21 protein-coding genes are annotated in these 20,325 nt (G+C 71.7%); 8 read left to right on the top strand and 13 right to left on the bottom strand.

The features are described 5' to 3' along the window. Positions 1–67: 67 nt before the first annotated feature. Positions 68–418: a hypothetical protein gene (locus tag ACIA8N_RS26470; RefSeq protein ID WP_365778295.1), complete on the bottom strand. Its 351-nt coding sequence runs from the start codon at positions 416–418 to the stop codon at positions 68–70. Between the two features lie 114 nt (positions 419–532). On the opposite strand from ACIA8N_RS26470, the gene ACIA8N_RS26475 reads away from it, so the two are divergent. From ACIA8N_RS26475 to ACIA8N_RS26490, 4 genes are all read left to right on the top strand, one after another. Continuing rightward, a complete protein-coding gene (locus ACIA8N_RS26475; RefSeq protein WP_365778293.1) occupies positions 533–985 on the top strand; it encodes a nucleoside deaminase in 453 nt (150 codons plus the stop codon). Beyond that, on the top strand, positions 978–1,886 hold the full coding sequence (locus tag ACIA8N_RS26480; protein ID WP_365778291.1) for a 2-oxoglutarate and iron-dependent oxygenase domain-containing protein: 909 nt from the start codon (positions 978–980) through the stop codon (positions 1,884–1,886). The genes ACIA8N_RS26475 and ACIA8N_RS26480 overlap by 8 nt, the downstream gene beginning before the upstream one ends. Positions 1,887–1,985: 99 nt before the next feature. Further along, complete coding sequence (locus ACIA8N_RS26485; RefSeq protein WP_365778289.1) at positions 1,986–4,046, top strand: hypothetical protein; 2,061 nt, start codon at positions 1,986–1,988, stop codon at positions 4,044–4,046. Positions 4,047–4,050: 4 nt separating this feature from the next. Next, entirely contained in the window at positions 4,051–5,604 is a 1,554-nt protein-coding gene (locus tag ACIA8N_RS26490) for a hypothetical protein (RefSeq protein ID WP_365778287.1), read from the top strand. 36 nt (positions 5,605–5,640) lie between these two features. On the opposite strand, the gene ACIA8N_RS26495 is transcribed toward ACIA8N_RS26490, so the two are convergent. After that, on the bottom strand, positions 5,641–6,153 hold the full coding sequence (locus tag ACIA8N_RS26495; RefSeq protein WP_365778285.1) for a peptidoglycan-binding domain-containing protein: 513 nt from the start codon (positions 6,151–6,153) through the stop codon (positions 5,641–5,643). 187 nt (positions 6,154–6,340) lie between these two features. Between ACIA8N_RS26495 and ACIA8N_RS26500 the strand changes: the two genes are divergently transcribed. After that, the gene (locus tag ACIA8N_RS26500; RefSeq protein WP_365778283.1) at positions 6,341–7,309 is read left to right on the top strand and encodes a helix-turn-helix domain-containing protein; all 969 of its coding nucleotides are present in this window, start codon (positions 6,341–6,343) and stop codon (positions 7,307–7,309) included. An 8-nt stretch (positions 7,310–7,317) separates the two neighbouring features. Here ACIA8N_RS26500 and ACIA8N_RS26505 read toward each other — a convergent pair whose 3' ends face one another. The 8 genes from ACIA8N_RS26505 to hemL all read right to left on the bottom strand — a co-directional run bounded on the left by ACIA8N_RS26505 (position 7,318) and on the right by hemL (position 15,759). Beyond that, positions 7,318–7,854 (bottom strand): SRPBCC domain-containing protein, encoded by a 537-nt coding sequence (locus ACIA8N_RS26505; RefSeq protein WP_365778281.1) that lies wholly within the window; start codon positions 7,852–7,854, stop codon positions 7,318–7,320. Between the two features lie 72 nt (positions 7,855–7,926). Then, positions 7,927–9,009 carry a c-type cytochrome biogenesis protein CcsB gene (ccsB, locus tag ACIA8N_RS26510; RefSeq protein WP_365778279.1) on the bottom strand — a complete coding sequence of 361 codons (1,083 nt, stop codon included), beginning with the start codon at positions 9,007–9,009 and terminating at the stop codon, positions 7,927–7,929. Further along, entirely contained in the window at positions 9,006–10,775 is a 1,770-nt protein-coding gene (locus tag ACIA8N_RS26515) for a cytochrome c biogenesis protein ResB (RefSeq protein WP_365778277.1), read from the bottom strand. The genes ccsB and ACIA8N_RS26515 overlap by 4 nt, the downstream gene beginning before the upstream one ends. A gap of 5 nt (positions 10,776–10,780) precedes the next feature. Continuing rightward, positions 10,781–11,518, bottom strand: coding sequence for a cytochrome c biogenesis protein CcdA (locus ACIA8N_RS26520; protein ID WP_365778275.1), 738 nt, complete (start codon positions 11,516–11,518; stop codon positions 10,781–10,783). Between the two features lie 4 nt (positions 11,519–11,522). Beyond that, positions 11,523–12,149 carry a TlpA disulfide reductase family protein gene (locus tag ACIA8N_RS26525; RefSeq protein WP_030546802.1) on the bottom strand — a complete coding sequence of 209 codons (627 nt, stop codon included), beginning with the start codon at positions 12,147–12,149 and terminating at the stop codon, positions 11,523–11,525. 77 nt (positions 12,150–12,226) lie between these two features. Next, positions 12,227–13,498 carry a hypothetical protein gene (locus ACIA8N_RS26530; RefSeq protein WP_365778759.1) on the bottom strand — a complete coding sequence of 424 codons (1,272 nt, stop codon included), beginning with the start codon at positions 13,496–13,498 and terminating at the stop codon, positions 12,227–12,229. Positions 13,499–13,720: 222 nt separating this feature from the next. Continuing rightward, positions 13,721–14,416 carry a histidine phosphatase family protein gene (locus ACIA8N_RS26535; RefSeq protein WP_365778273.1) on the bottom strand — a complete coding sequence of 232 codons (696 nt, stop codon included), beginning with the start codon at positions 14,414–14,416 and terminating at the stop codon, positions 13,721–13,723. Next, the gene (hemL, locus tag ACIA8N_RS26540; RefSeq protein ID WP_365778271.1) at positions 14,413–15,759 is read right to left on the bottom strand and encodes a glutamate-1-semialdehyde 2,1-aminomutase; all 1,347 of its coding nucleotides are present in this window, start codon (positions 15,757–15,759) and stop codon (positions 14,413–14,415) included. Before hemL ends, ACIA8N_RS26535 begins: the two co-directional genes overlap by 4 nt. Positions 15,760–15,989: 230 nt before the next feature. Between hemL and ACIA8N_RS26545 the strand changes: the two genes are divergently transcribed. After that, positions 15,990–16,592: a hypothetical protein gene (locus tag ACIA8N_RS26545; RefSeq protein WP_078623673.1), complete on the top strand. Its 603-nt coding sequence runs from the start codon at positions 15,990–15,992 to the stop codon at positions 16,590–16,592. Positions 16,593–16,761: 169 nt separating this feature from the next. Then, a complete protein-coding gene (locus ACIA8N_RS26550; RefSeq protein ID WP_365778757.1) occupies positions 16,762–17,184 on the top strand; it encodes a MerR family transcriptional regulator in 423 nt (140 codons plus the stop codon). Positions 17,185–17,235: 51 nt separating this feature from the next. On the opposite strand, the gene ACIA8N_RS26555 is transcribed toward ACIA8N_RS26550, so the two are convergent. Together ACIA8N_RS26555 and ACIA8N_RS26560 are read right to left on the bottom strand one after the other, a co-directional pair. Then, on the bottom strand, positions 17,236–18,105 hold the full coding sequence (locus ACIA8N_RS26555; RefSeq protein WP_365778269.1) for an ABC transporter substrate-binding protein: 870 nt from the start codon (positions 18,103–18,105) through the stop codon (positions 17,236–17,238). A gap of 125 nt (positions 18,106–18,230) precedes the next feature. Next, complete coding sequence (locus ACIA8N_RS26560) at positions 18,231–18,680, bottom strand: GNAT family N-acetyltransferase (protein WP_030217041.1); 450 nt, start codon at positions 18,678–18,680, stop codon at positions 18,231–18,233. Positions 18,681–18,887: 207 nt separating this feature from the next. Here ACIA8N_RS26560 and ACIA8N_RS26565 point away from each other — a divergent pair, with 207 nt between their 5' ends. Further along, a complete protein-coding gene (locus tag ACIA8N_RS26565; protein ID WP_365778267.1) occupies positions 18,888–19,625 on the top strand; it encodes a Mut7-C RNAse domain-containing protein in 738 nt (245 codons plus the stop codon). A 33-nt stretch (positions 19,626–19,658) separates the two neighbouring features. Here ACIA8N_RS26565 and ACIA8N_RS26570 read toward each other — a convergent pair whose 3' ends face one another. After that, positions 19,659–20,219, bottom strand: a complete 561-nt coding sequence (locus ACIA8N_RS26570) for a TetR family transcriptional regulator (protein WP_365778265.1) — start codon at positions 20,217–20,219, stop codon at positions 19,659–19,661. Positions 20,220–20,325: the final 106 nt, after the last annotated feature.

Raw genomic sequence — 20,325 nt, forward strand, 5'->3', positions numbered from 1 at the left:
GCGACGAACGCCGGCGGCGCGCCTCCGATCACGTACTCCTCGCTGGGGTCGTACTCCCACCTCCAGCTCACCCGCCCACCGCCCTGTGCGCCGCACGGATGATGTCTCCCGCCGTCCGCACGTACCGACGGCTCTCCTCCGCGTCCTCCGCGATCCGGGCCAGGTACTCGGCGCGGCGCAGTTCGCGGGCCGTGTCGGGGAAGCGTTCGATCTCGATGACGGCGGCCCACTGGATCAGGAACATGCGCAGCGGGGTGATATCGCTCTGCTCGATGGCCTCCGTCACGGCAGCACGCTGGCTGGCGTCCATCTCGGGCAACCGTTCCGGAGCGACCACCGCCAGGGCTGCTCGCAGGGCGGAGGGAGTCTGCTCGGGGCGCGGGATGAGCTCTCCGGTGTGTTCAGGTTGTGTCGTCACCATGTCCTCCAAGGGGTGCCCCGGTCAGCGTATCCAGCAGGAGGCGGGACGGCGCCGACCGCGCGGAGCCGAGCAGGTGTGATGTCCCCGGGCCGCCGGGGAAGACATCGCGGTATGGACGAAGAAGTCGCACGGCGCTGGCTCGACACCGCCCTGGCCGAAGCCCGGGCCGGGCTCGCCGAAGGTGGGATTCCCATCGGGGCCGCGCTCTACGGGGCCGACGGCTCGCTGCTCGGGCGGGGGCGCAATCGGCGCGTGCAGGACGGGGATCCTTCCGCGCACGGGGAGACCGCCGCCTTCCGGGCCGCCGGGCGGCAGCGCTCGTACCGGGGGACGACCATGGTCACCACCCTCTCGCCGTGCTGGTACTGCTCCGGGCTCGTCCGGCAGTTCGGGATCTCTCGGGTCGTCGTCGGGGAGGCGGAGACCTTCCACGGCGGGCACGACTGGCTGGCCGAGCACGGGGTCGAGGTCGTGGTGCTCGACGACCCCGAATGCGTGGCGCTCATGCGGGAGTTCATCACCCGGCACCCCTCCCTCTGGAACGAGGACATCGGTCATGAGTGAAGCCCGCCTTCCCGTTATCGACCTCCGTCTCGACCCCGGCCCCCAGCTCCCCGCCGTCGACCGCGCGCTGCGCGACGCCGGGTTCCTGCTCGTCACCGGGCACGGTGTCGATCCCGGTCTGCGGGCCACCATCCGGGAGACGGCCCGCGCCTTCTTCCACCTGCCGCCCGCCGTCAAGGAGCCGTACGCCGTGCGGGTCGGCGGCCGTGGCTGGCTCGGGCCAGGGGCCGAGGCCAACGGGTACGCGGAGGGGACCGTGACCCCGCCGGACCTGAAGGAGTCGCTGTCCTTCGCGGCGGACGAGCGGACCGGAGACCCGGCCGTGGACGCCGAGTGGTTCCTGCCGAACACCTGGCCCGCCGAGACGCCCGAGCTGCGGCCCCTCGTCGAGACCTACCTCGCGCAGATGAAGGCGCTCGCCGACCACGTCCTCGGCCTGCTCGGCGAGGCGCTCGGCGAGGAGCGGGACTTCTTCACCCGGCACACCGGGCACCCCACCTTCGGCTTCAACATCAACTGGTACCCGGGGCGGGAGCGGACGGGTGAGCCGGAGCCGGGCCAGTTCCGGATCGGGCCGCACACCGACTTCGGCACGGTCACGCTCCTGGACAGGGAGGCGGGCAAGGGCGGGCTCCAGGTCTTCACCGACAGCGGCGGCTGGCAGGACGCTCCGTACGATCCCGACGCCTTCACTGTCAACATCGGTGACCTCATGGCCGGTTGGACCGGCGGGCGCTGGCGTTCGGGGCGCCACCGGGTGCTGCCGCCGCCGGCCGACGCGCCCGCCGAGGAGCTGATGTCCCTGGTGTACTTCTACGAGTGCACGCCCGGGACGACGATCCACGGCATCGAGTCGCACAGCTACCTGCGGGCGCAGCTCGACGCCATCACCGCCGACTGACAACACATCCGCAACGACTCGAAGACAGTGTCGAAAAGTCGGACGCTTACCAACACCCCGTCGATATCCTCGTGTTGACTGTGACGGGGGTGACGGGGCGTGGACAGGGAGCTGTACGGCCGCGAGGCGGTCCTGCACGACTCCGGGCTGGTCGCGCGCCTCAGCGGCCTCACCCGGCACGGCGCCGCCCGGGTGCCGTTCGAGCACGGCGACGACCCGCCGGTCACGGTGTTCACCGGCGGACGCGGTACGGGGAAGACCGCCCTGCTCAAGGAGGTCCGCAACCGCTACAAGGGGTACACGCCGCTCGCGCTGCTCGACTGCGCGCACATCGAGCCGCCCGCCGACCACGGCCCCGGCTGGACCCCGGTCACCGGGGCGCTCGCCGAGCTCGCGATCCAGCTGTCGCCGAAGGTGCTCGGCGCGCGGCCCGTGCGGTTCCCCCGCCTTTCGCTCGGCCTGGTGGCCGTCGCCTCGCTCAGCTGGTCCCGGGAGGACGACGAGCGGGCCCGGCGCGATCTGCTGCGGCTCGGTCCGCTGCTCTCCACCGTCGACCCGACCAGGGGCGCCGCCGCCAACTGGGTCGGCAAGGTCCTCGCCAAGCTCGCCGCGCGGTTCGCGGAGGCCGCCGTCCCGCTCGCCGGGCTGCTCGCGGAGGCGACCGTGGAGACCGTCCTCGAGGAGGTGTTCAGCCGCCTCCAGCGCAGCTCGGAGAACTGGTACGGCACCTACCGCAACGCGGGCGGCAACGGCAAGGCCGGTCTGCAGCAGCTCGCGATCGACTTCGAGCAGGGCGGCCGGCGCCGCCGCGAGGCGGAGGACTTCCTCGTCGTCGCCCTGACCGAGGACCTGCTGTACCCCTACACCGGGCTGCGGCGCGGCGGCCGCATCGGCCGCCCGCTCGTCCTCCTCGACAACGCCCACGAGCCGCTCGGCCGCCAGTTGGTCGAACCGATTCTGCGCGCCCGCGCCGAGGGCCGCCGCGACCGCGTCGTCATCCTCGCCGCCTCCCGGGTCCGCGACCACGAGGGGCTGCGGCAGGCGACCAGGACCCGGCTGCCGGAGACCGCGCACCGGGCGCCGTGCCCGCGCGGCACGAGCGTCGGTTCCGGGATCCTCGCCGTCGAACTGACCCCGCTCTCCCCCGCGCAGACCCGCTCCGCCTTCGACCACCACGACCCGGCGGGCCGCACGCCCACCGAACTCGCCCGCGCGGTACACCGGCTGACCGGCGGAAGGCCGCTCGGCGTGGCGCTCCTCGGCCGGGCCGCGGGCGAGGCACCCGAGCACCTGCGGGCCGGGCTCACCCCCGGCCGGCTGCTCGACCTGACGGTGGAACTGCGCGAGGACACCCCGCCGGTGCCCGTCGCCCCGACCCTGCTCGCCGAACTCCTCCCGGTGCGGCGGCCCGGCCCGTACGCCGTGCTCGCCGCCGCCCACGACGAGGATTCCGCCCGGATGCTCGCCCACGCCCGGCTCCAGGGCGAGTCCCTGGACGGGGACGTGGCGCTGCGCGTCCGTGACCAGCTGCGTTCGGAGGACTGGCAGGAGGGCCCCGGGCACTTCGTCGCCGACCCGCTGCTGCGCGCCCTGCTCCTGCACCGGCTCCGCTTCGAGGACGGCGACCACCCGCACTACGCGGCCTGGCAGGCCGTCCACGCGACCCTGCACCGGCACTACGGGCCCGAGCCCGGCCCGTACCGCCTCCATCACGACCTGGCGCTCGGCCGCACCGAGGACGCCGTCACCCATCTGCGGGAGACCTTCCCCGACCAGGACGTCCTGGGCTGGCTGGGGCGGCTGCGGTTCATCGGCTCCGCGCCGTACCCGCGCGAGCGGGACCGGACCGGCCCCGACCCGCGCCGGGCCGTCGCCCTGGGGCAGGCCCCGCCGGGCGAACTCCCCCCGGGGCTCGACGCCGATGCCACCGAACTCCACCTGTCCGTACGTCGGTTGCTGCACGCCGTATGGCTGCTGACGGATCCGCTCGCACTGCCCGACGACGAGGCGGCCGACCGCCTCGCGCACGAACTGCGCCGGCTCTCCGGCCGTCATCTGACGGGCAGCGGTTCGCTCTGGGACGCGGCCACCCACTGGCCGCGCGACATCCGCGCCTGGCGGGAGCTCTCGCTGCCGCCGGGCCGCGAGGACGGAGTCTGACGCCATGCCCGACCGTCTGACCGACCGGCTGCGGCGCCACGTCCGCACCCCCCGCCAGAGGCTCGTCGCCTCCGTCCTCGCCGCCGCCGTCGTCCTGGGCCTCGGCGGCTACGGGATCGCCCGGCTCACCACTCCGGAGGACCGTTCCTGCGCGAAGGGCGTAGAGCGTCCCGAGGGCAGCGACGAATGCGTCGGCGTCAACGGCGACGGCCATGACTTCGGCATCGCCGACCTCAGGGAGATCGCCGGAGCCATCGGCAGGGAGAACGCCACCCTCACGGAGGGCGAGTACGTGACCGTCGCCGTGCTCCTGCCGCTGACCTCCACCGACGCCGGCATGCGCACCAAGGTGCTGCACGAACTCCAGGGCGCCTACGCCTACCAGTACCGCGCCAACCACCAGTCCAACAGCGAGACCCCGAAGATCAGGCTCGCCCTCGCCAACACCGGCAAGGGCAACGCCCACTGGCGCGCCACCGTCGACCGGCTCACCGCCCTGACGGGCGCCCCCGACCGGCTGCGGGCCGTCTCGGGCGTCGCCACCTCCTCCACCGAGATACGCGAGTCGGTGGCCACCCTCACCGGCGCGGGGATCGCCGTCGTCGGCACCACCATCACCGCCGACGACATCGCCAACGGCCCCGGCGCAGGGAACAACCGCTACCCCGGCCTCGCCCGCGTCTCCCCCACCAACAGCGACGAGGCGAAGGCCCTCGCCCACTTCGGCAAGGTGGACGCGGCCAAGGCCTTCCTCGTCCAGGACACCAGGACCGGCGACCACTACACCGACACCCTCAAGGCGGCCTTCGCCGCCAACCTCAAGGGGGCGCCGCACGAACCGGCGCTCTTCACCTCCCCCGCCGACCCGACCGAGGAGGGCACCACCGCCAACACCTTCCGCCAGATCACCCATCTGATCTGCGACACCCGCGCCGAGACGGTGTTCTTCGCGGGCCGCCACACCCAGCTGCGCCAGTTCATCAACGCGCTCGGCTCCCGTGGCTGCGCCGACCGCGCCTTCACGGTCCTGAGCGGCGACGAGGGCTCGTACCTCGGCGCGGACGAGAAGCTCGACAGGAAGGCCCTGAAGGCGAAGCTGACCGTGCGGTACGCGGCGCTCGCCCACCCCGACGCCTGGAGGGCGGCGCCGGGGCGGACCGTTCCCCGCACGGGCGGTTCCGGGCAGGCGTACGGGGACTTCCTGAAGGACATCGCCAGGGCGGCCCCGAAGGGGAACCCGGTGACGCTGACGGACGGCCAGGCGATCGTGGCGTACGACGCGATGGCGACGGCCGTCCACGCGATCCGCCAGGCCACCCCGCAGGGCTCCCGCTACCCGGAACTCGCCGACGTGGCCACCCAGTGGCCGCAGGTCAAGGGCTCGCTGCGGGTGCAGGGCGCGAGCGGCTGGATCTGCCTGGACAACTACGGGAACCCGTACAACAAGGCGGTCCCGATCGTGGAGCTCGCCCAGGACGGCTCACAGCGCTTCGTCCAGATCGCCTGGCCGGAGGGCCGTCCGCCGGCGGCCTCCTGCCTGCCGCCGAAGCGGGGATGACCCCCGCCACTCAGAACGGCAGAACGATCAGAACGCTCAGAACGTGGACGGGTTGGTGCAGCTGTAGAGGAGCGCGCCGCGGTCGTAGTAGTGCGGCCACAGCATGCGGCTGCGGGTGTCGGGGCCGTACACGCCGTCGGCGCTGCCGGAGAGCCCCAGCTTGTTGATCTGGAGCCACTTGACGGCCTCGACGGTGCCCGTGCCGTAGACGCCGTCGGCGCCACCGGAGTTGCTGATCCGCTGGCTGGCCCACGTGCCGCCGTAACAGATGATGATGGCCTTCTGGAGCTCCTCGACGGCCGCCGAGGAACCCTCGAAGTAGCGCAGGTAGCAGGAGAGTCCGTTGTCCGTACGGGCCGGGACCCTGTACTCGTTGCTGGTGCCGCCGAGGGTGGGCACGTCCCGCCACGAGGTGGTGTTGCAGAGGCCGTAGGCGGCGTGGGCGGGCGCGGTCATCACCGGGCTGGCCGTCAGGCCGGCGGCGAAGAGGAGCGCCAAGACCCCCATCACTCCGGTGCGCAGGCGGAGCGTCCTGGTAACTCGTTGCACGATGCAGTCCTTCGGGTCGGTGTCGGTGTCGCCGTCTCGGTGACGGCCCCGCCCACGGACCCTAGGTTCGTCGCGGGCCCCGGACTTTGTCGCGCGCGCAGGGAACTGTGTCGTACGCGCAGGAGTCCCCGTCAGTACGACAGCAGGCACCGCACCGCACCGCGTGCGCGTCAGGAAGGTCCGTCTCATGAGCCCGGTCCTGGACACCGCGTCCGTACCGCCGCGGGACCGGGAGGAGGTGGTCCGGCAGGCGGTGTGGGAGTCCGTGGTGGCGGTCGACATCGATCACGGTCCCCCGGCCGAGGACCTCTCCGTCCGCATCGGACTGGGCTCCGTCGGGCCGCTCACGATCTGCTCGGCACGGGCGACGGCGGTCACGATCCACCGGACGGCGCGGCTGGCCCGGGAGGACGAGGAACCGGCCGTCTTCGTCGGCCTGCAGATGTCGGGCAGCAGCCTGGTGGTGCAGAACGGCCGGGAGTGCCTGCTGGGACCGGGCGACTTCGCCGTCTACGAGTCGACCGCTCCCTACACGCTTCTCTTCGACGAGGGCGTCGACCACCACTTCCTGCGCTTCCCCCGCGCGGCGCTCGCGCTCCCCGAGCGGCTGCTGCGCGACGTCAGCGCGGTCCCCCTGGGGGCCGACGACCCCGTCGCGCGCCTCGCCTTCACGTACTTCGCCCACCTGGCCGGCAGCGACGCACTCCACCAGGGTGCGCAGGCCGACGCCGTCGTGGAACCCAGCGTCGAACTGCTCCGTGCCGTCCTGGCGTCCCGGCACGGCACCGACGGCCCGGCCAGAGCACCGCTGGAGGCGACGCTCAGCCTGCGGATCACCCAGTACATCCGGGAGCACCTGGCCGAACCCGATCTGTCGGCGGCCCGGATCGCCGCCGCGCACGGCATCTCCGTACGCCAGCTCTACGCGGTGCTGTCCCGGTCTGGCATCAGCCTCGGCGACTGGATCCGTACACGACGGCTGGCCGAATGCAGACGGGAGCTGGCCGGGCCGAACGGCCGGCTCCGGACCGTCGCGGCGATCGGACGGAGGTGGGGCTTCGCCGACGCGACCCACTTCAGCAAGGTGTTCAAGCGGGCGTACGGCATGCCGCCCCGGGACTGGCGCGACCGGCACCACCCCCGCTCCGGGGCCTGAGGGGTGTCTCAGGGCTCCCACTTCGGCCAGGGCGCCTCGTCCCGCTCGTACAGGTCCCGGAGATGCCGCCACCGCTCGGGCGTCCACTCGCGCCAGTCCGTCGGGCGGCCGTCCAGTGCCGCGGCGAGCCGCTCGAAGTGCTCGTGCCAGCCGGCCAGGCAGTCGAGCCGGTACTCCCGGCTCCCCCGCACCTCGTTGGTGAAACGCAGAACGGTCGACCCCTCGTCCCCGGCGGACCCCGGTTCCAGGTGGAACCGGATCCGTCCGTGGGTGGTGGGATCGACCGTGTACTCGGCGACGTAGTCCGGGTCCCAGGCGGTCACCCGCCCCGACACCTCGGTGTCACTGTTGAGCCAGCGGAGCGTGACCCGGCCGCCGAGCCGGGGCTCCAGCGGGTCCGCCTCGCAGAGCCAGGCCGGCAGGCCCTCGGGGGAGGCGACGGCCTTCCAGACCGCCGGCAAGGGGTGCGGAAGGCCGACCACGAACCGCAGCAGATGCGTGTCCCCGTCATGGGTCTCGCCGCTGCCCCGGGGTATCTCGCTCATGCCTCAAGCGTCACCCAGGGGCGGGCCGGGTGCCAACGCGGACGCCGGACGCCGGGCGTCAGGCGCCGGACGTCAGACGCCCGCGTACGAGTGCTTGCTGCTCACGAAGATGTTCACGCCGTAGTAGTTGAACAGGAAGCAGCCGAAGGCGATGAGCGCGATGTACGCGGCTTTCCGCCCCTTCCAGCCGGCCGTCGCGCGCGCGTGCAGGTACGCGGCGTAACCGACCCAGGTGATGAAGGACCAGACCTCCTTGGCGTCCCAGCCCCAGTAGCGGCCCCACGCGTCGCCGGCCCAGATCGCGCCCGCGATGATGGTGAAGGTCCAGAGCGGGAAGACGGCCGCGTTGACCCGGTACGAGAACTTGTCGAGCGAGGCGGAGGAGGGCAGCCGCTCCATGACGGAGCGGGCGAAGGCCCCCGGGTTGCCGCCGGTCGCGAGCTTGTTCTCGTACGAGTCGCGGAAGAGGTACAGCAGGGTGGCGACCGCGCCGAGGTAGAACACCGCACCGCAGAAGATCGCGGTGGAGACGTGGATCCACAGCCAGTACGAGTCGAGCGCCGGGACCAGCTGGTCGCTCGGGGTCTTCAGCCAGGTGGTGGCCATGCCCAGGTCGAGCAGGACGGTCGTGACCAGCGGAAGACCGATCCAGCGGACGTTCTTCTTCGCCACGAGGAAGCCGAGGTACGCGCCGACCGCCACCGTCGAGAAGGTGGTGGAGAACTCGTACATGTTGCCCCAGGGGGCCCGCTGCACGGCGAGCGCCCGGGTGACCACGCCCGACGCCTCGACCACGAAGGCGAGGACGGTCAGCGAGACGGCGATACGGCCGTACAGATCTCCCTTGACCGTGCCACCGGCCGCGCCGGGACCGTCGGGGACGTCCCGGCTGCCGGCCGCGGCACGGGTGACGACCTGCGGCTTCTCCAGGACGGCGGTGCCACCGGCCCTCTTGACCTGGACGGTCACGGCGGAGGTCGCGGCGCCGGCGCGCGCGGTCAGCGCGGCGGCGGTACGGCCGACCTTGCTGCGGCTGCCGAGCACCCACTCGGCGATGTGGGCGAAGAAGGCCAGGGTGTAGACGGCCATCGAGGAGTAGATGAGCATGTCGCTCATCCGCGCCAGGCTCTCGTTGGTCGTGGCGGCGAGGATCACTTGTCGGCCTCTCCAGAAGGGGCGGGGTCTTCTGCGGGAACGTCCACGGGATCTTCCGCGGGTTCCGGTACGGCTTCGTCGTCCGCGGCGGCGGCCGTGGGCGGGGCCTGCGCGGTGAGCGCGACCGCGAGGTCGCCCAGCTCCTCCGGCAGCCTGGCGGACTCGCTCCGGCCGAGGCCGGCCATCTCGACGACGGTCACGCCGTCCTCACCCCGTACGGCACGGACCCAGACCCGGCGCCGCTGGATGAAGAGCGAACCGGTCAGACCGGCGATGGCGGCGACGGCGCCCGCGAGGGCGAGGCCGTTGCCGGGCTGCTGCGAGATCTGGAAGCTCGCCCACTCCTTGACGTCCTTCTCGAAGGTGATCGAGCCGGCGCCACCGGGCAGCGTCATGGTCTCGCCGGGCAGCATCCGCTGGGCCAGCTTGTTGCCGTGCGGGTCCGTGAACTGGGTCATCTTGGACTTGTCGAGCTGGTACACGTTCTGCGGCAGGCCGGAGTTCACGCGCAGGTCGCCGTGGAAGCCGGTGAGCGCCATGACGGGGAAGTCGAGCGCGGGGAACTGCGAGAACATCGTGCCCTTGCCGGCGCCCGCGAAGGTCGGCACGAAGAAGGCCTGGAAACCCAGCTGCTCCTTCTTGCCGTTCTTGTCGCGATAGCCGTCCATCACCTTGATGGCGCCGGTGGACGTGATGTTGTTGTCGATGGGCAGCAGCGGCACGGCGCCGTGGAAGACGACCTTGCCGCGGCCGTCCTTGACGGTGACGACCGGCGCGTAGCCGTGGGCGATCAGATAGACCTTGGAGTCGCCGACCTTCAGCGGCTCGTTGACCCGGATGACCGCCTTCTTGTCGGCGCCGCCCTGCGAGTAGCTGACGGCCGCCTCGAAGGTGCGGGGGGTGCCGCGCTGGGGGCCGCTCTTCTCGTACGTGCCGTTGAAGGAGTCCAGTGTGAAGCTGAACGGCTCCAGCTCCTCGGTGCCGAACTGGGAGCCCGACTTGAAGTCGTCGTACTGGGTGAGCGTGTTGGAGAAGCCGTCGCCCTCGACGATCAGCTTGCCGCCCTCGGACTTGAAGAGCTGGCCCCAGGCGAAGGCGACGAGCATCACGATCAGGGCGACGTGGAAGGCCAGGTTCCCGGCCTCGCGGAGGTAGCCCTTCTCGGCGGCCACGGCGTCCCCCGCCGTGTGCGCGCGGAAGCGGCGGCCCTTGAGGAGGGTGAGCGCGGCCTCGCGGACCTGCTCGGGCCCGGCCTCCGTACGCCAGGTCGTGTACGCGGGAAGGCGGTCGAGGCGCCGGGGGGCGCCCGGCGGCCGGCTGCGGAGCTGGCCGACGAACTGCCAGCTGCGGGGCACGATGCAGCCGATGAGGGAGACGAACAGCAGGATGTAGATCGCGGAGAACCACGCCGAGCTGTAGACGTCGAAGAGCTGGAGCTTCTCGTACAGCGGGGTGAGGGTCTCGTGCGCCTTCTTGAAGTCCGCGACCTTCAGCTCGTCCGCGCTGGTCTGCGGGATGAGGGAGCCGGGGACGGCGCCGAGGGAGAGCAGGAAGAGGAGGATCAGCGCGACCCGCATGGAGGTCAGCTGCCGCCAGAACCAGCGGACCCAGCCGACGATCCCGAGCGTGGGGCCGCCGACGACGGTCTCGCTCCGGTCCTCGACGGGAGCGGTCGACAACTGGGCGCCGGCGGCCTCGTCGGCCTTGCGGTCGTTCTCCGTCGTACCGGACGTGTCGGTCTTGCTCAAGGAATCCGCCTTGCTCATGGGGCTCAGATCCCCACCGTGAAGCCGCTGGACCAGCCCTGCATCGTGGCGACCATGCTGTCCCACGCGCCCGTGAGGAGCAGGACACCGGTGACGATCATCATGCCGCCGCCGATCCGCATCACCCACACATAGTGCTTCTTGACCCATCCGAACGCGCCGAGCGCCTTGCGGAAGGCGATGGCGGCGAGCACGAACGGTACGCCCAGGCCGAGGCAGTACGCGAAGGCGAGTATCGCGCCGCGCCCCGCGCTGGCCTGATCCAGGGCGAGGGCGTTGACCGACGCGAGGGTCGGGCCGATGCACGGGGTCCAGCCGATGCCGAAGAGCGCGCCGAGCAGCGGGGCGCCGACCAGGCCGGCGACGGGCTTCTTGTGGAAGCGGAACTCGCGCTGGGTGAACCAGGGCATCAGGCCGAGGAAGAAGACGCCCATGAGGATCATGAGCACGCCGAGGACCGTGGTGAGCGTCTCGCGGTACTCCTGGAGGGTCGACCCGAAGTAGCCGAAGAGCGCCCCGCCGGACACGAACACGGCGGTGAAGCCGAGGACGAAGAGGACGGCCCCCGCGGTCATCCGGCCGCGCCGGTTCGCGGCGAGGTCGGTGCCGGTGACCCCGGTGACGTACGAGAGGTAGCCGGGGACGAGCGGGAGGACGCACGGCGAGAAGAAGGAGACCAGGCCGCCGAGGACCGCGAGAGGCAGGGCGAGCAGCAGGGCTCCGCTGGTGACCGTCTCGTTCACCGGCTCACTTCTCCTTGAGGAGGGGCTCGATCATCGACCGGAGCTTCTCCTCGTTGAGTGCCATGAGCGAGCGGGCGGCGATCTTCCCCTCCTTGTCGAGGACGACGGTGGAGGGGATGCCCTGGAGGCTGAGGGTGCCCTTGGGGAAGCCGAAGAGGATCAGCTTGCCCTGCGGGTCGTAGAGGCTGGGGTAGGTCACCCCGTAGTCCTCTTCGAAGGCGATCGCGGGCTGCTTGTTGGGGTCGCGGGTGTTGATGCCGACGAACGCGACGCCTTCGTCCTTGAGGTCCTCGGCGACCTTCGCGAAGTGCGGGGCCTCGGCGCGGCAGGGGCTGCACCAGGAGCCCCAGGCGTTGAGGACGACGACCTTGCCCTTGAGGTCGGCGACGTCGAGCTGCTTGCCGTCGAGGGTCTCGCCGGCGAGCTTGCCGGTGGCGGCGCGTTCGCCCTTGGCGGCGGTGGAGATGCCGCCGGTGTTGGTGACGAAGTTGGTGTTGCCACCGCCGCCGGACTTGCCGTTGCTGTCGCCGCCGCACGCGGAGAGCGTGAGGGCGGCGGACAGCACTCCGACGGCGAGCAGGGTGCGTCGAGGGGCACGACCGGCGCGACTGACACGACTGCTAAGGCTCATGTGAAAAGTTTCGCATGGGCGTTTGGGGGATCTTGGGCACCCCCCTACGTGCCCGTAAAGCCCCTTGTCAAGATCGCCTAAGCGGTCGGGGTGGATGAGACGGCGGGCCTGAGGAAGGTGTTCCAGCCGCCGGCGGGCTTCTGGCCGACGTCGAGCGAGCGCAGCTTCTGGAGGATCGCCGGATCCTGGACGTCGAGCCAGTCGACGAACTGGCGGAAGGAGACGAGCCGGACGTCCTTCTTGCCGGCCATCCCCTTGAGCGCGTCCTCGACGGCGTCCATGTAGATGCCGCCGTTCCACTGCTCGAAGTGGTTGCCGACGTAGAAGGGCGCGCGGTTCGACTCGTACGCGCGCGTGAAGCCGCCGAGCAGGGCCTCGGTGGCCTGCTTGCGCCAGCCCGGGTAGCGCGAGGGCATGCCCTTCGTCGTGTTCTTCGACTGGTTGGCGAGGATGTTGTAGTCCATGGACAGGACCTCGAAGGAGTGCCCGGGGAAGGGCACGGCCTGCAGCGGGAGGTCCCAGATGCCCTGGCGCTTGACGGGCCAGGTCTGCCGGCCGCCGGGCGAGCTGGCGTCGTAGCGCCAGCCCAGCCGCTTGGCGGTGGGGAGCAGGTTGTCCTGGCCGAGGAGGCAGGGGGTGCGGCCGCCGACGAGCTCCTTGGAGTAGTCGAAGGGCAGCGGTTCGAGGTCGGTCCAGCCGCTGTTCGTCTTCCACTCGGTGACGAACTTCATGGCCTGGTCGATCTCGCTCTGCCACTGGGCCGGGGTCCAGTTGCCGACGGAGCCCGAGCCGCCGCAGAAGTGGCCGTTGAAGTGGGTGCCGATCTCGTGGCCTTCGAGCCAGGCCTGCCGGACGTACTTCAGCGTGTCCTTGATGTGGTCGTCGGTGAGGTAGCCGATGTCCGAGGCGCCGACGCGGTTGTTCGGCGGGCGGTAGAGGTTCTTCTTCGACTCGGGGAGGACGTAGATCCCGGAGAGGAAGAAGGTCATCGCCGCGTCGTGGTTCTTGGCGAGTTCGAGGAAGCGCGGGAAGAGGCCGTTGCCGACCTCGCCGGCGCCGTCCCAGGAGAAGATCACGAACTGGGGCGGGGTCTGGCCGGGTTCGAGCGGGACGGGGGCGTCGGGCTGGTGCGGCTGCTTCCCGGTGTCGGCGGTGGAACCGTCGCCGATGAGCCGGACGTCGTCCTTGGTCGGGGTGCCGGTGCCCGGGTCCGCCGAGGCGTCGCCCCCCTTACCCGGTCCGGAACGTCCCGGCTTGTCCTTTTCGTTGGAGTTGCAAGCGGCGAGACTCATGGCCGCCGCAGCACCAACACCCGCCCCGAGCAGCCCCCTTCGACTGATTCCGCTGATCCCGCGCATGACATCCCCATTCGCGCTGACGTATGACCTGAACGTCATCCAAACCGACAATGAGTGAGATGCCGGGAGGAACACGTAGGTTCCGGGAATTAGCACAAAAATTTCAGGGCGACCGGTTGGCATGAGCACCACCCGATCGCCCTGAACTGTGGACCGCCCGCTCCGGCGCTGTCCAGAGGGTCCGTACCGCGTCTACCGGATCTCTACGGATCCCTACGCGCCGAAGGCCTTCGACTTCCCCTTGACCGGCTTCGCGCCCGCCCGCAGGTGCACGGGGACGAGGTCGAGCGCCGGCTCGCTGTACCCGACCGAGACGATCCTGTCGCCCTGGTACGTGAACGAGGTCAGCGACGCCAGCGTGCACTGCCGCCGCCGCGGGTCGTGCCAGAGCCGCCGCTTCTCCACGAAGCTGCGCACGATCCAGATCGGCAGCTGGTGGCTGACGCAGACCGCCTCGTGCCCCCGCGCCGCGTCCTTCGCCGCGTCGAGCGCGCCCATCATCCGGACGACCTGCTCGACGTACGGCTCGCCCCAGGACGGCTGGAACGGGTTGGTCAGGTGCTTCCAGTTGCCCGGCTTGCGCAGCGCCCCGTCGCCGACGCCGAAGGTCTTGCCCTCGAAGACGTTCTCCGCCTCGATCAGACGCGGGTCGCTCGCCACGTCGAGACCGTGCGTCTTGGCGACCGGCACCGCCGTCTCCTGCGCCCGCTCCAGCGGGGAGGCGACGACGTACGTGATGTCCCGCTCGGCCAGGTGCTCGGCGACCCGGTCCGCCATCCGGCGGCCCAGCTCGGAGAGGTGGTAGCCCGAGCGGCGCCCGTACAGGACGCCGTCGGGGTTGTGGACCTCGCCGTGCCGCATGAGGTGGACGACGGTGATGTCGCTCGCCTTGTCGTCGTTGCGGCTCATGCCGTCGCCTCCGCGGCGGCGCGGGCGGCGGCCGGCAGGGCGGCGGCGATCCGCTCGACCGCCCGCTCGTCGTGGGCCGCCGACACGAACCAGGACTCGAAGGCGGACGGCGGCAGGTACACGCCGTCGGCCAGCATCGAGTGGAAGAAGGCGTTGAAGCGGAAGGCCTCCTGCTGCTTCGCCTCGTCGTAGTTCCGCACCTCGTCGGCGGTGAAGAAGACGGAGAACATGTTGGAGGCGGTCTGCAGCCGGTGCGCGACACCCTCCTTGGCGAGGGCGCCCGTGACGAGCCCCTGGATCTCCTTCGACACCGCGTCGACCTTCTCGTACGCCGCGTCGTCGAGCAGCCGCAGCTGCGCGAGCCCGGCGGCGGTCGCGATCGGGTTACCGGAGAGGGTGCCCGCCTGGTAGACCGGACCGGCCGGGGCCAGGTGGCCCATGACGTCGGCACGGCCGCCGAACGCCGCGGCCGGGAAGCCGCCGCCCATGACCTTGCCGAAGGTCAGCAGGTCGGCCTTGACCCCGTCCACGCCGTACCAGCCGGCCTTCGAGGTACGGAAACCGGTCATCACCTCGTCGGAGATGTACAGCGCGCCGTTCTCCCGGCACAGGTCCGCGAGGCCCTGGTTGAAACCGGCCACCGGCGGCACGACGCCCATGTTGCCCGGGGAGGCCTCGGTGATGACGCAGGCGATCTCGCCCGGGTGCGCGGCGAAGGCGGCCCGCACCGCGGCCAGGTCGTTGTACGGCAGCACGACCGTGTCCCCGGCCTGGGCGCCCGTCACGCCGGGCGTGTCCGGCAGTCCGAGCGTGGCGACACCGGAGCCGGCCGCGGCGAGCAGCGCGTCCACGTGGCCGTGGTAGCAGCCCGCGAACTTGACGACCTTGGCGCGCCCGGTGAACCCGCGGGCCAGCCGGATCGCGGACATGGTGGCCTCGGTGCCCGAGGAGACGAGCCGTACCTGCTCGACCGGCTCGATCCGGGAGACGATCTCCTCCGCGAGCGCGACCTCGCCCTCACCGGGCGTACCGAAGGAGGTGCCGCGTGCCACGGCGGCCTGCACCGCGGCGGTGACCTCGGGGTGCGCGTGGCCGAGAATCATCGGTCCCCACGAGCAGACCAGGTCGACGTACTCACGACCGTCCGCGTCGGTGAGGTACGGACCGGAACCGGACACCATGAACCGGGGCGTTCCGCCCACGGCCCGGAAGGCACGCACCGGTGAGTTCACGCCGCCGGGCGTCACGAGGGAAGCGCGGTCGAAAAGCGTCTGTGAGACTGGGGCTTCGTATGAATACGGCACTGTGATCCTGACCTGCGAGAACGACTTCGGGCACGACATCGGGAACGGAGGGACGGCGTGGACATCCTGGGTATTACGCCGGGGCGCCCGCGGTCCGCGTCTGCGAAACTGAGGCGTCATAGGGATGACTCACGGAATCCATGGTGTCAGAGGCCACGGCGTTCTTGCGGACAGGTGTTTCACCGTACGAACGCGGGGGAGGTCACTGACACGATGATCGGGTTGCGCGGCGGGGTCGTGTTGCCGAGAAAAAGCAGTCGGGTGGAGATATGCATCGCGGTGGCGGACCGGGCGAGGGGACGGACGACCTGGGTCCGGAGTCTGCCCGGCGGGGGAGGCACCGGCGCCGGCGCGCCGAGGAGCCGACCGCGTCGGAGCGCCGGGCGATCCCGGAGCCCGCTGCGGAGCCGCCCCCCGCGACCGGAGGCCGGAGCTTGGGGGTGACGTACAAGTACTTCGGCGCGCCCAACAGCGCGACGGCGGCTCAGGTCCCGATCTCGATGCGCCCCGAGGAGCTCGGCGGCGACGAGCTCGGCATGGGCGGCATGTTCACCAAGATCAAGCCGGAGACCATAGCGGCGATGGTCCTGACCGGCATCCAGGGCATGCCCCTGAACAAGGTCCCCCCGCTGGAGCTGGTGGTCCTGCACCCGGACTACGCGGTGGTGAAGCTGCCGATGACCGTCGTCGACCCGCTGCGCGGGATCGGCGAGGAGTCGGTCGGCGCCGCCGCCTTCATCTGGTCCACGGTCCCCGACCGCGGCGGGCCGCGCGACGCCTTCGACGTCTACCAGCTGCTCCACGAGTGGCAGGACTTCTCCGTACGCCTCCACGAGGCGGGCCACCAGCCGTACTGCCTGGTGTGGCCGTGAGCGTCCTAACGGTCCTACGGGCAGGCGTTGCGCCGCACTTCCGGCACTCATAAGTGCTGAAGTTAGGACGAATCGGATTTCATGCGCGGAAGTCGCGCTTCTCCTGACGTCCGATACGTCCTACGGGAGTCCCGCACGAGGAAGGACCAGACGCGTGAGCGGAGTACGAATGGCCGGCCGGCCCATGCAGATCGGCGAGGTCGCCGCACGGACCGAGCTGCCCCTGCGCACGATCCGGCAGTACGAGGACAACGGCCTGGTCGTCCCGTCCGCGGCCTCGCCGGGCGGCTTCCCGCTCTACACGGACGCGGACGTGTCCCGCCTGATGGTGGTCCGCCGGATGAAGCCCCTCGGCTTCACGCTCGACGAGACCCGCGAACTCCTCGCGGCCGTGGACCGGCTGGCCGCCGAGCGCGCCGGCACGGACACCGAGCTCGACCCCGAGGAGCGGGCCGCGCTCGTGAGCCGCGTCCGCCGCTACGAGCAGGCGGCGGCGGAGCGGGTCGCCGAACTGCGCGCCCAGCTCTCCCGCGCGGAGGAGTTCGCCGACTCCCTCCGCCGCACCCGCCTCACGGCGACGACACCGGCCTGAGGAGCGGGGCGGGGGCTTTCGCGCCGGGACGGTGGGCCGTTCCGGACGGGTTCAGGACGTGAGCGCCTCGGCGAGGTCGCGGAAGAAGCGCGCGTAGGCGGCCGGGCTGGGCGGGGTCTCCGGGTTCCACGGCGTGAACCGGACACCCGACAGGGCATCGCCGGGCGCCGTGGCGTGGGCCCTGCTGTCGAAGAGGACCAGGCCGGGACGGAGCTCGGCGGCGCGGCCCCAGTCCGCGGTGAGCCAGTTCGCCCCCGGGCCCGGTCCCGGGTCGACGAACCGGACGCCGAGACCGGAGAGCCACGCCAGCTCGGGCCAGGCCTGCGGCCGGGCGAGATGGACCTGGTCGGGGCCGGCCCCGGAGAGGGCGAGCACGGCGAGCCCGCTCCGCGCGGCCTCCCGCAGCGCGTCCTCCGCGGCACGGAGCCCGGCCGGCGAAACCGCCGCGTCCGCTTCCGGGCCGCCGTCCGGGCCCGCTTGCGCGTCCGGCGCGGCCCCGAGGCTGACGGCCAGCGCGCCGAAGCGGTCGAGTATCGCCGCCAGCGTGAGTTCGTTGCCGACGGAGAGCGCGACGAGCGGCACCCCGGCCCGTTCGGCGACGGCCTCGTCGAGGGCGTACGGACTCTTCCCGTCGTAGGTCACGTCGACGATCACATCCGGCCGCAGCTCCCGCAGCAGCCCCTCGTCCAGGGCACGCCCAGGCCCCAGGTACGTCACCCCGGCCGCCCGCAGCCCGCCCTCCTTCGCGGGGTCGAGAACCTCGCCGTCGTGCCCGGAGCCGTACACCGCGACCGGCGTCACGCCCAGGTCGCACAGGGCCGCCCCGGCCCGCACGTACGCGACCACCCGCCGCGGCACACGGGCCGCCACCGCTTCCGTACCCCTGTCGTCCGCGAAACCCCATGCCTGCGCATCGGACATACGGCTGCTCCCTCCCCGGCCGGAATGTGCCTCTTCCGCCACCTTGGAGCGCTTCCCCGGCCCGCACAAGAGGGCCTCCCGCCCTCGTCCCGCGACCGGAGCGGGCGGGGTGACCGGACCGTGCGTCAGGAGGCGTCTTCGGGTGCGGTGAGCGGCCGGGTGAAGTGGAAGGCCACGATGTCGAAGCGCTCGCGCAGGTAGAAGCGGTGGGCCCCGGTCCGGTGGGTCCCGGAGTCCAGGTTGAGCTCATGGCAGCCGGCGGCGCGGGCGTGGGCGTCCAGGTGGTCGACGAGCGCGTGGCCGACGCCGGTGGAGCGGGTGTCGGCCGCGGTCACGAGGTCGTCGACGTAGAGCTTGCGCAGGGAGCTGGTGTTGTTGATGATCCGCCAGCCCGCCGCACCGACGCAGCGGCCGTCGTCCGCGTAGGCGGCGCTGAAGCGCAGGCCCTGCGGATGGCCGGCGTCGTACACCTCGCGGAAGAGCTCCGGGGTGAGGTGGGGGCGGAGTTCGGAGAGGACCGGCAGGAGGTCGCTCTCAAGGCGCGGGTCGCCGGGCTCGAGGTCGATGATCTTCATGGCGGGACGGTACCTCAGGGATTCGCGCGGGTTGACGGTCAGGTTTCCGCGGGGCTTCCGAAGGGTTCCGGAGGGTTCCTGGAGGTTCCGTAGGGCTCCCGGAGGGCTCCGGGAGGGCTCCGGGAGGGGATCCCGGAGGCCCGCCACCGGCCCGCCGACGACCGAATTCCCTGGCCGCGCGTCCGGCCCCGATGCCATCCTGTCCCCGTGAACGGACCGGAGATCCAGATCAGTTTCGCCCCCCACCTCGGGCTCTTCGTCGCGGTGGAGCGGCGCTCGGGCCGCACGTCCGTGGTCACCGACGGGGCCTCCTCGCTCGGCCACGTCGTGGAGTCGCTCGGCGTGCCCCTCACCGAGGCCGGCAGGCTCCTGGTCGACGGGCGGCCCGTCGACGCCTCGCACGTCCCGGCCGCGGGCGAGACGGTCGAGGTGGAGGGCGTCGCCCGGCCTCAGCCTGTGCCCGGCGCACCGCTCCGGTTCCTGCTCGACGTGCACCTCGGCACCCTGGCCCGGCGGCTGCGGCTGCTCGGGGTGGACGCGGCGTACGAGAGCGAGGACATCGGCGACCCCGCGCTCGCCGCGCTCTCCGCCCGGGAGCGGCGCGTCATGCTCTCGCGGGACCGCGGCCTGCTGCGCCGCCGCGAGCTGTGGGCGGGGGCGTACATCTACAGCGACCGGCCGGACTACCAGCTGCGCGACGTGCTCGAACGGTTCGCCCCGCCGCTCGCGCCGTGGACGCGGTGCACGGCGTGCAACGGAGAACTGAGCGGCGCCGACAAGGACGCGGTCCGCGCCCGCCTGGAGCAGGGCACGGAGAAGACGTACGACGTGTTCGCCGAGTGCGTGGAGTGCGGCCGGGTCTACTGGCGCGGCGCCCACCACGCGCGCCTGGAGGCGATCGTCTCCGACGCGGTACGGGAGTTCGGCGGCGCGGTCACCGGCTGAACACCGGCCGCCCCGGCACCCCGCCCGGCCGCCTCAGGGCGCCTCGGCGGTCAGATAGCGCTGCACGGTCGGGCCCAGCCACGCCACGATCTCGTCGGTGGACATCTCCACGGCCGGCGGCAGACGCAGCACGTAGCGGGTGAGCGCCATGCCGAGGATCTGGGAGGCGACGAGCGCCGCCCGCCGCGGGGCCTCGGCCGGATCGGGACAGACTCCCCGGGTGACGGGGCCCAGCTGCTGGGCGAAGATCGCCTGCATGCGCGCGGCCCCCGCCTCGTTGGTGACGCCCACCCGCAGCATCCCGGTGAGGACCTCGTCCCGCTCCCAGCGCTCCAGGAAGTGGCCGACCAGGACGGCCCCGATGTGCTGAGCGGGCAGGGAGCCCAGTTCGGGCAGCCCGAGTTCGATCTCGGACGCAGCGGCGAAGAGGCCCTCCTTGTTCCCGTAGTAGCGCATCACCATCGACGGATCGATGTCGGCGTCGCGGGCGATGGCACGGATGGTGGCGCGCTCGTATCCGTCGGAGGCGAAGCGCTCACGAGCGGCCTCCAGGATGGCGGCCCTGGTGGTGTCGGAGCGGCGGGCGGTCGGCATACCAACAACTGTAGGCCAACAAGCGTTGACACTCCAGCCGGGTCGCCCCTACAGTTGCCAACAAGCGTTGACCAACAGGTGTTGGCCAACGGACGTGGGCCCCCTG

This window comes from Streptomyces sp. NPDC051822 (genome assembly GCF_044452745.1).
Lineage (GTDB): Bacteria > Actinomycetota > Actinomycetes > Streptomycetales > Streptomycetaceae > Streptomyces.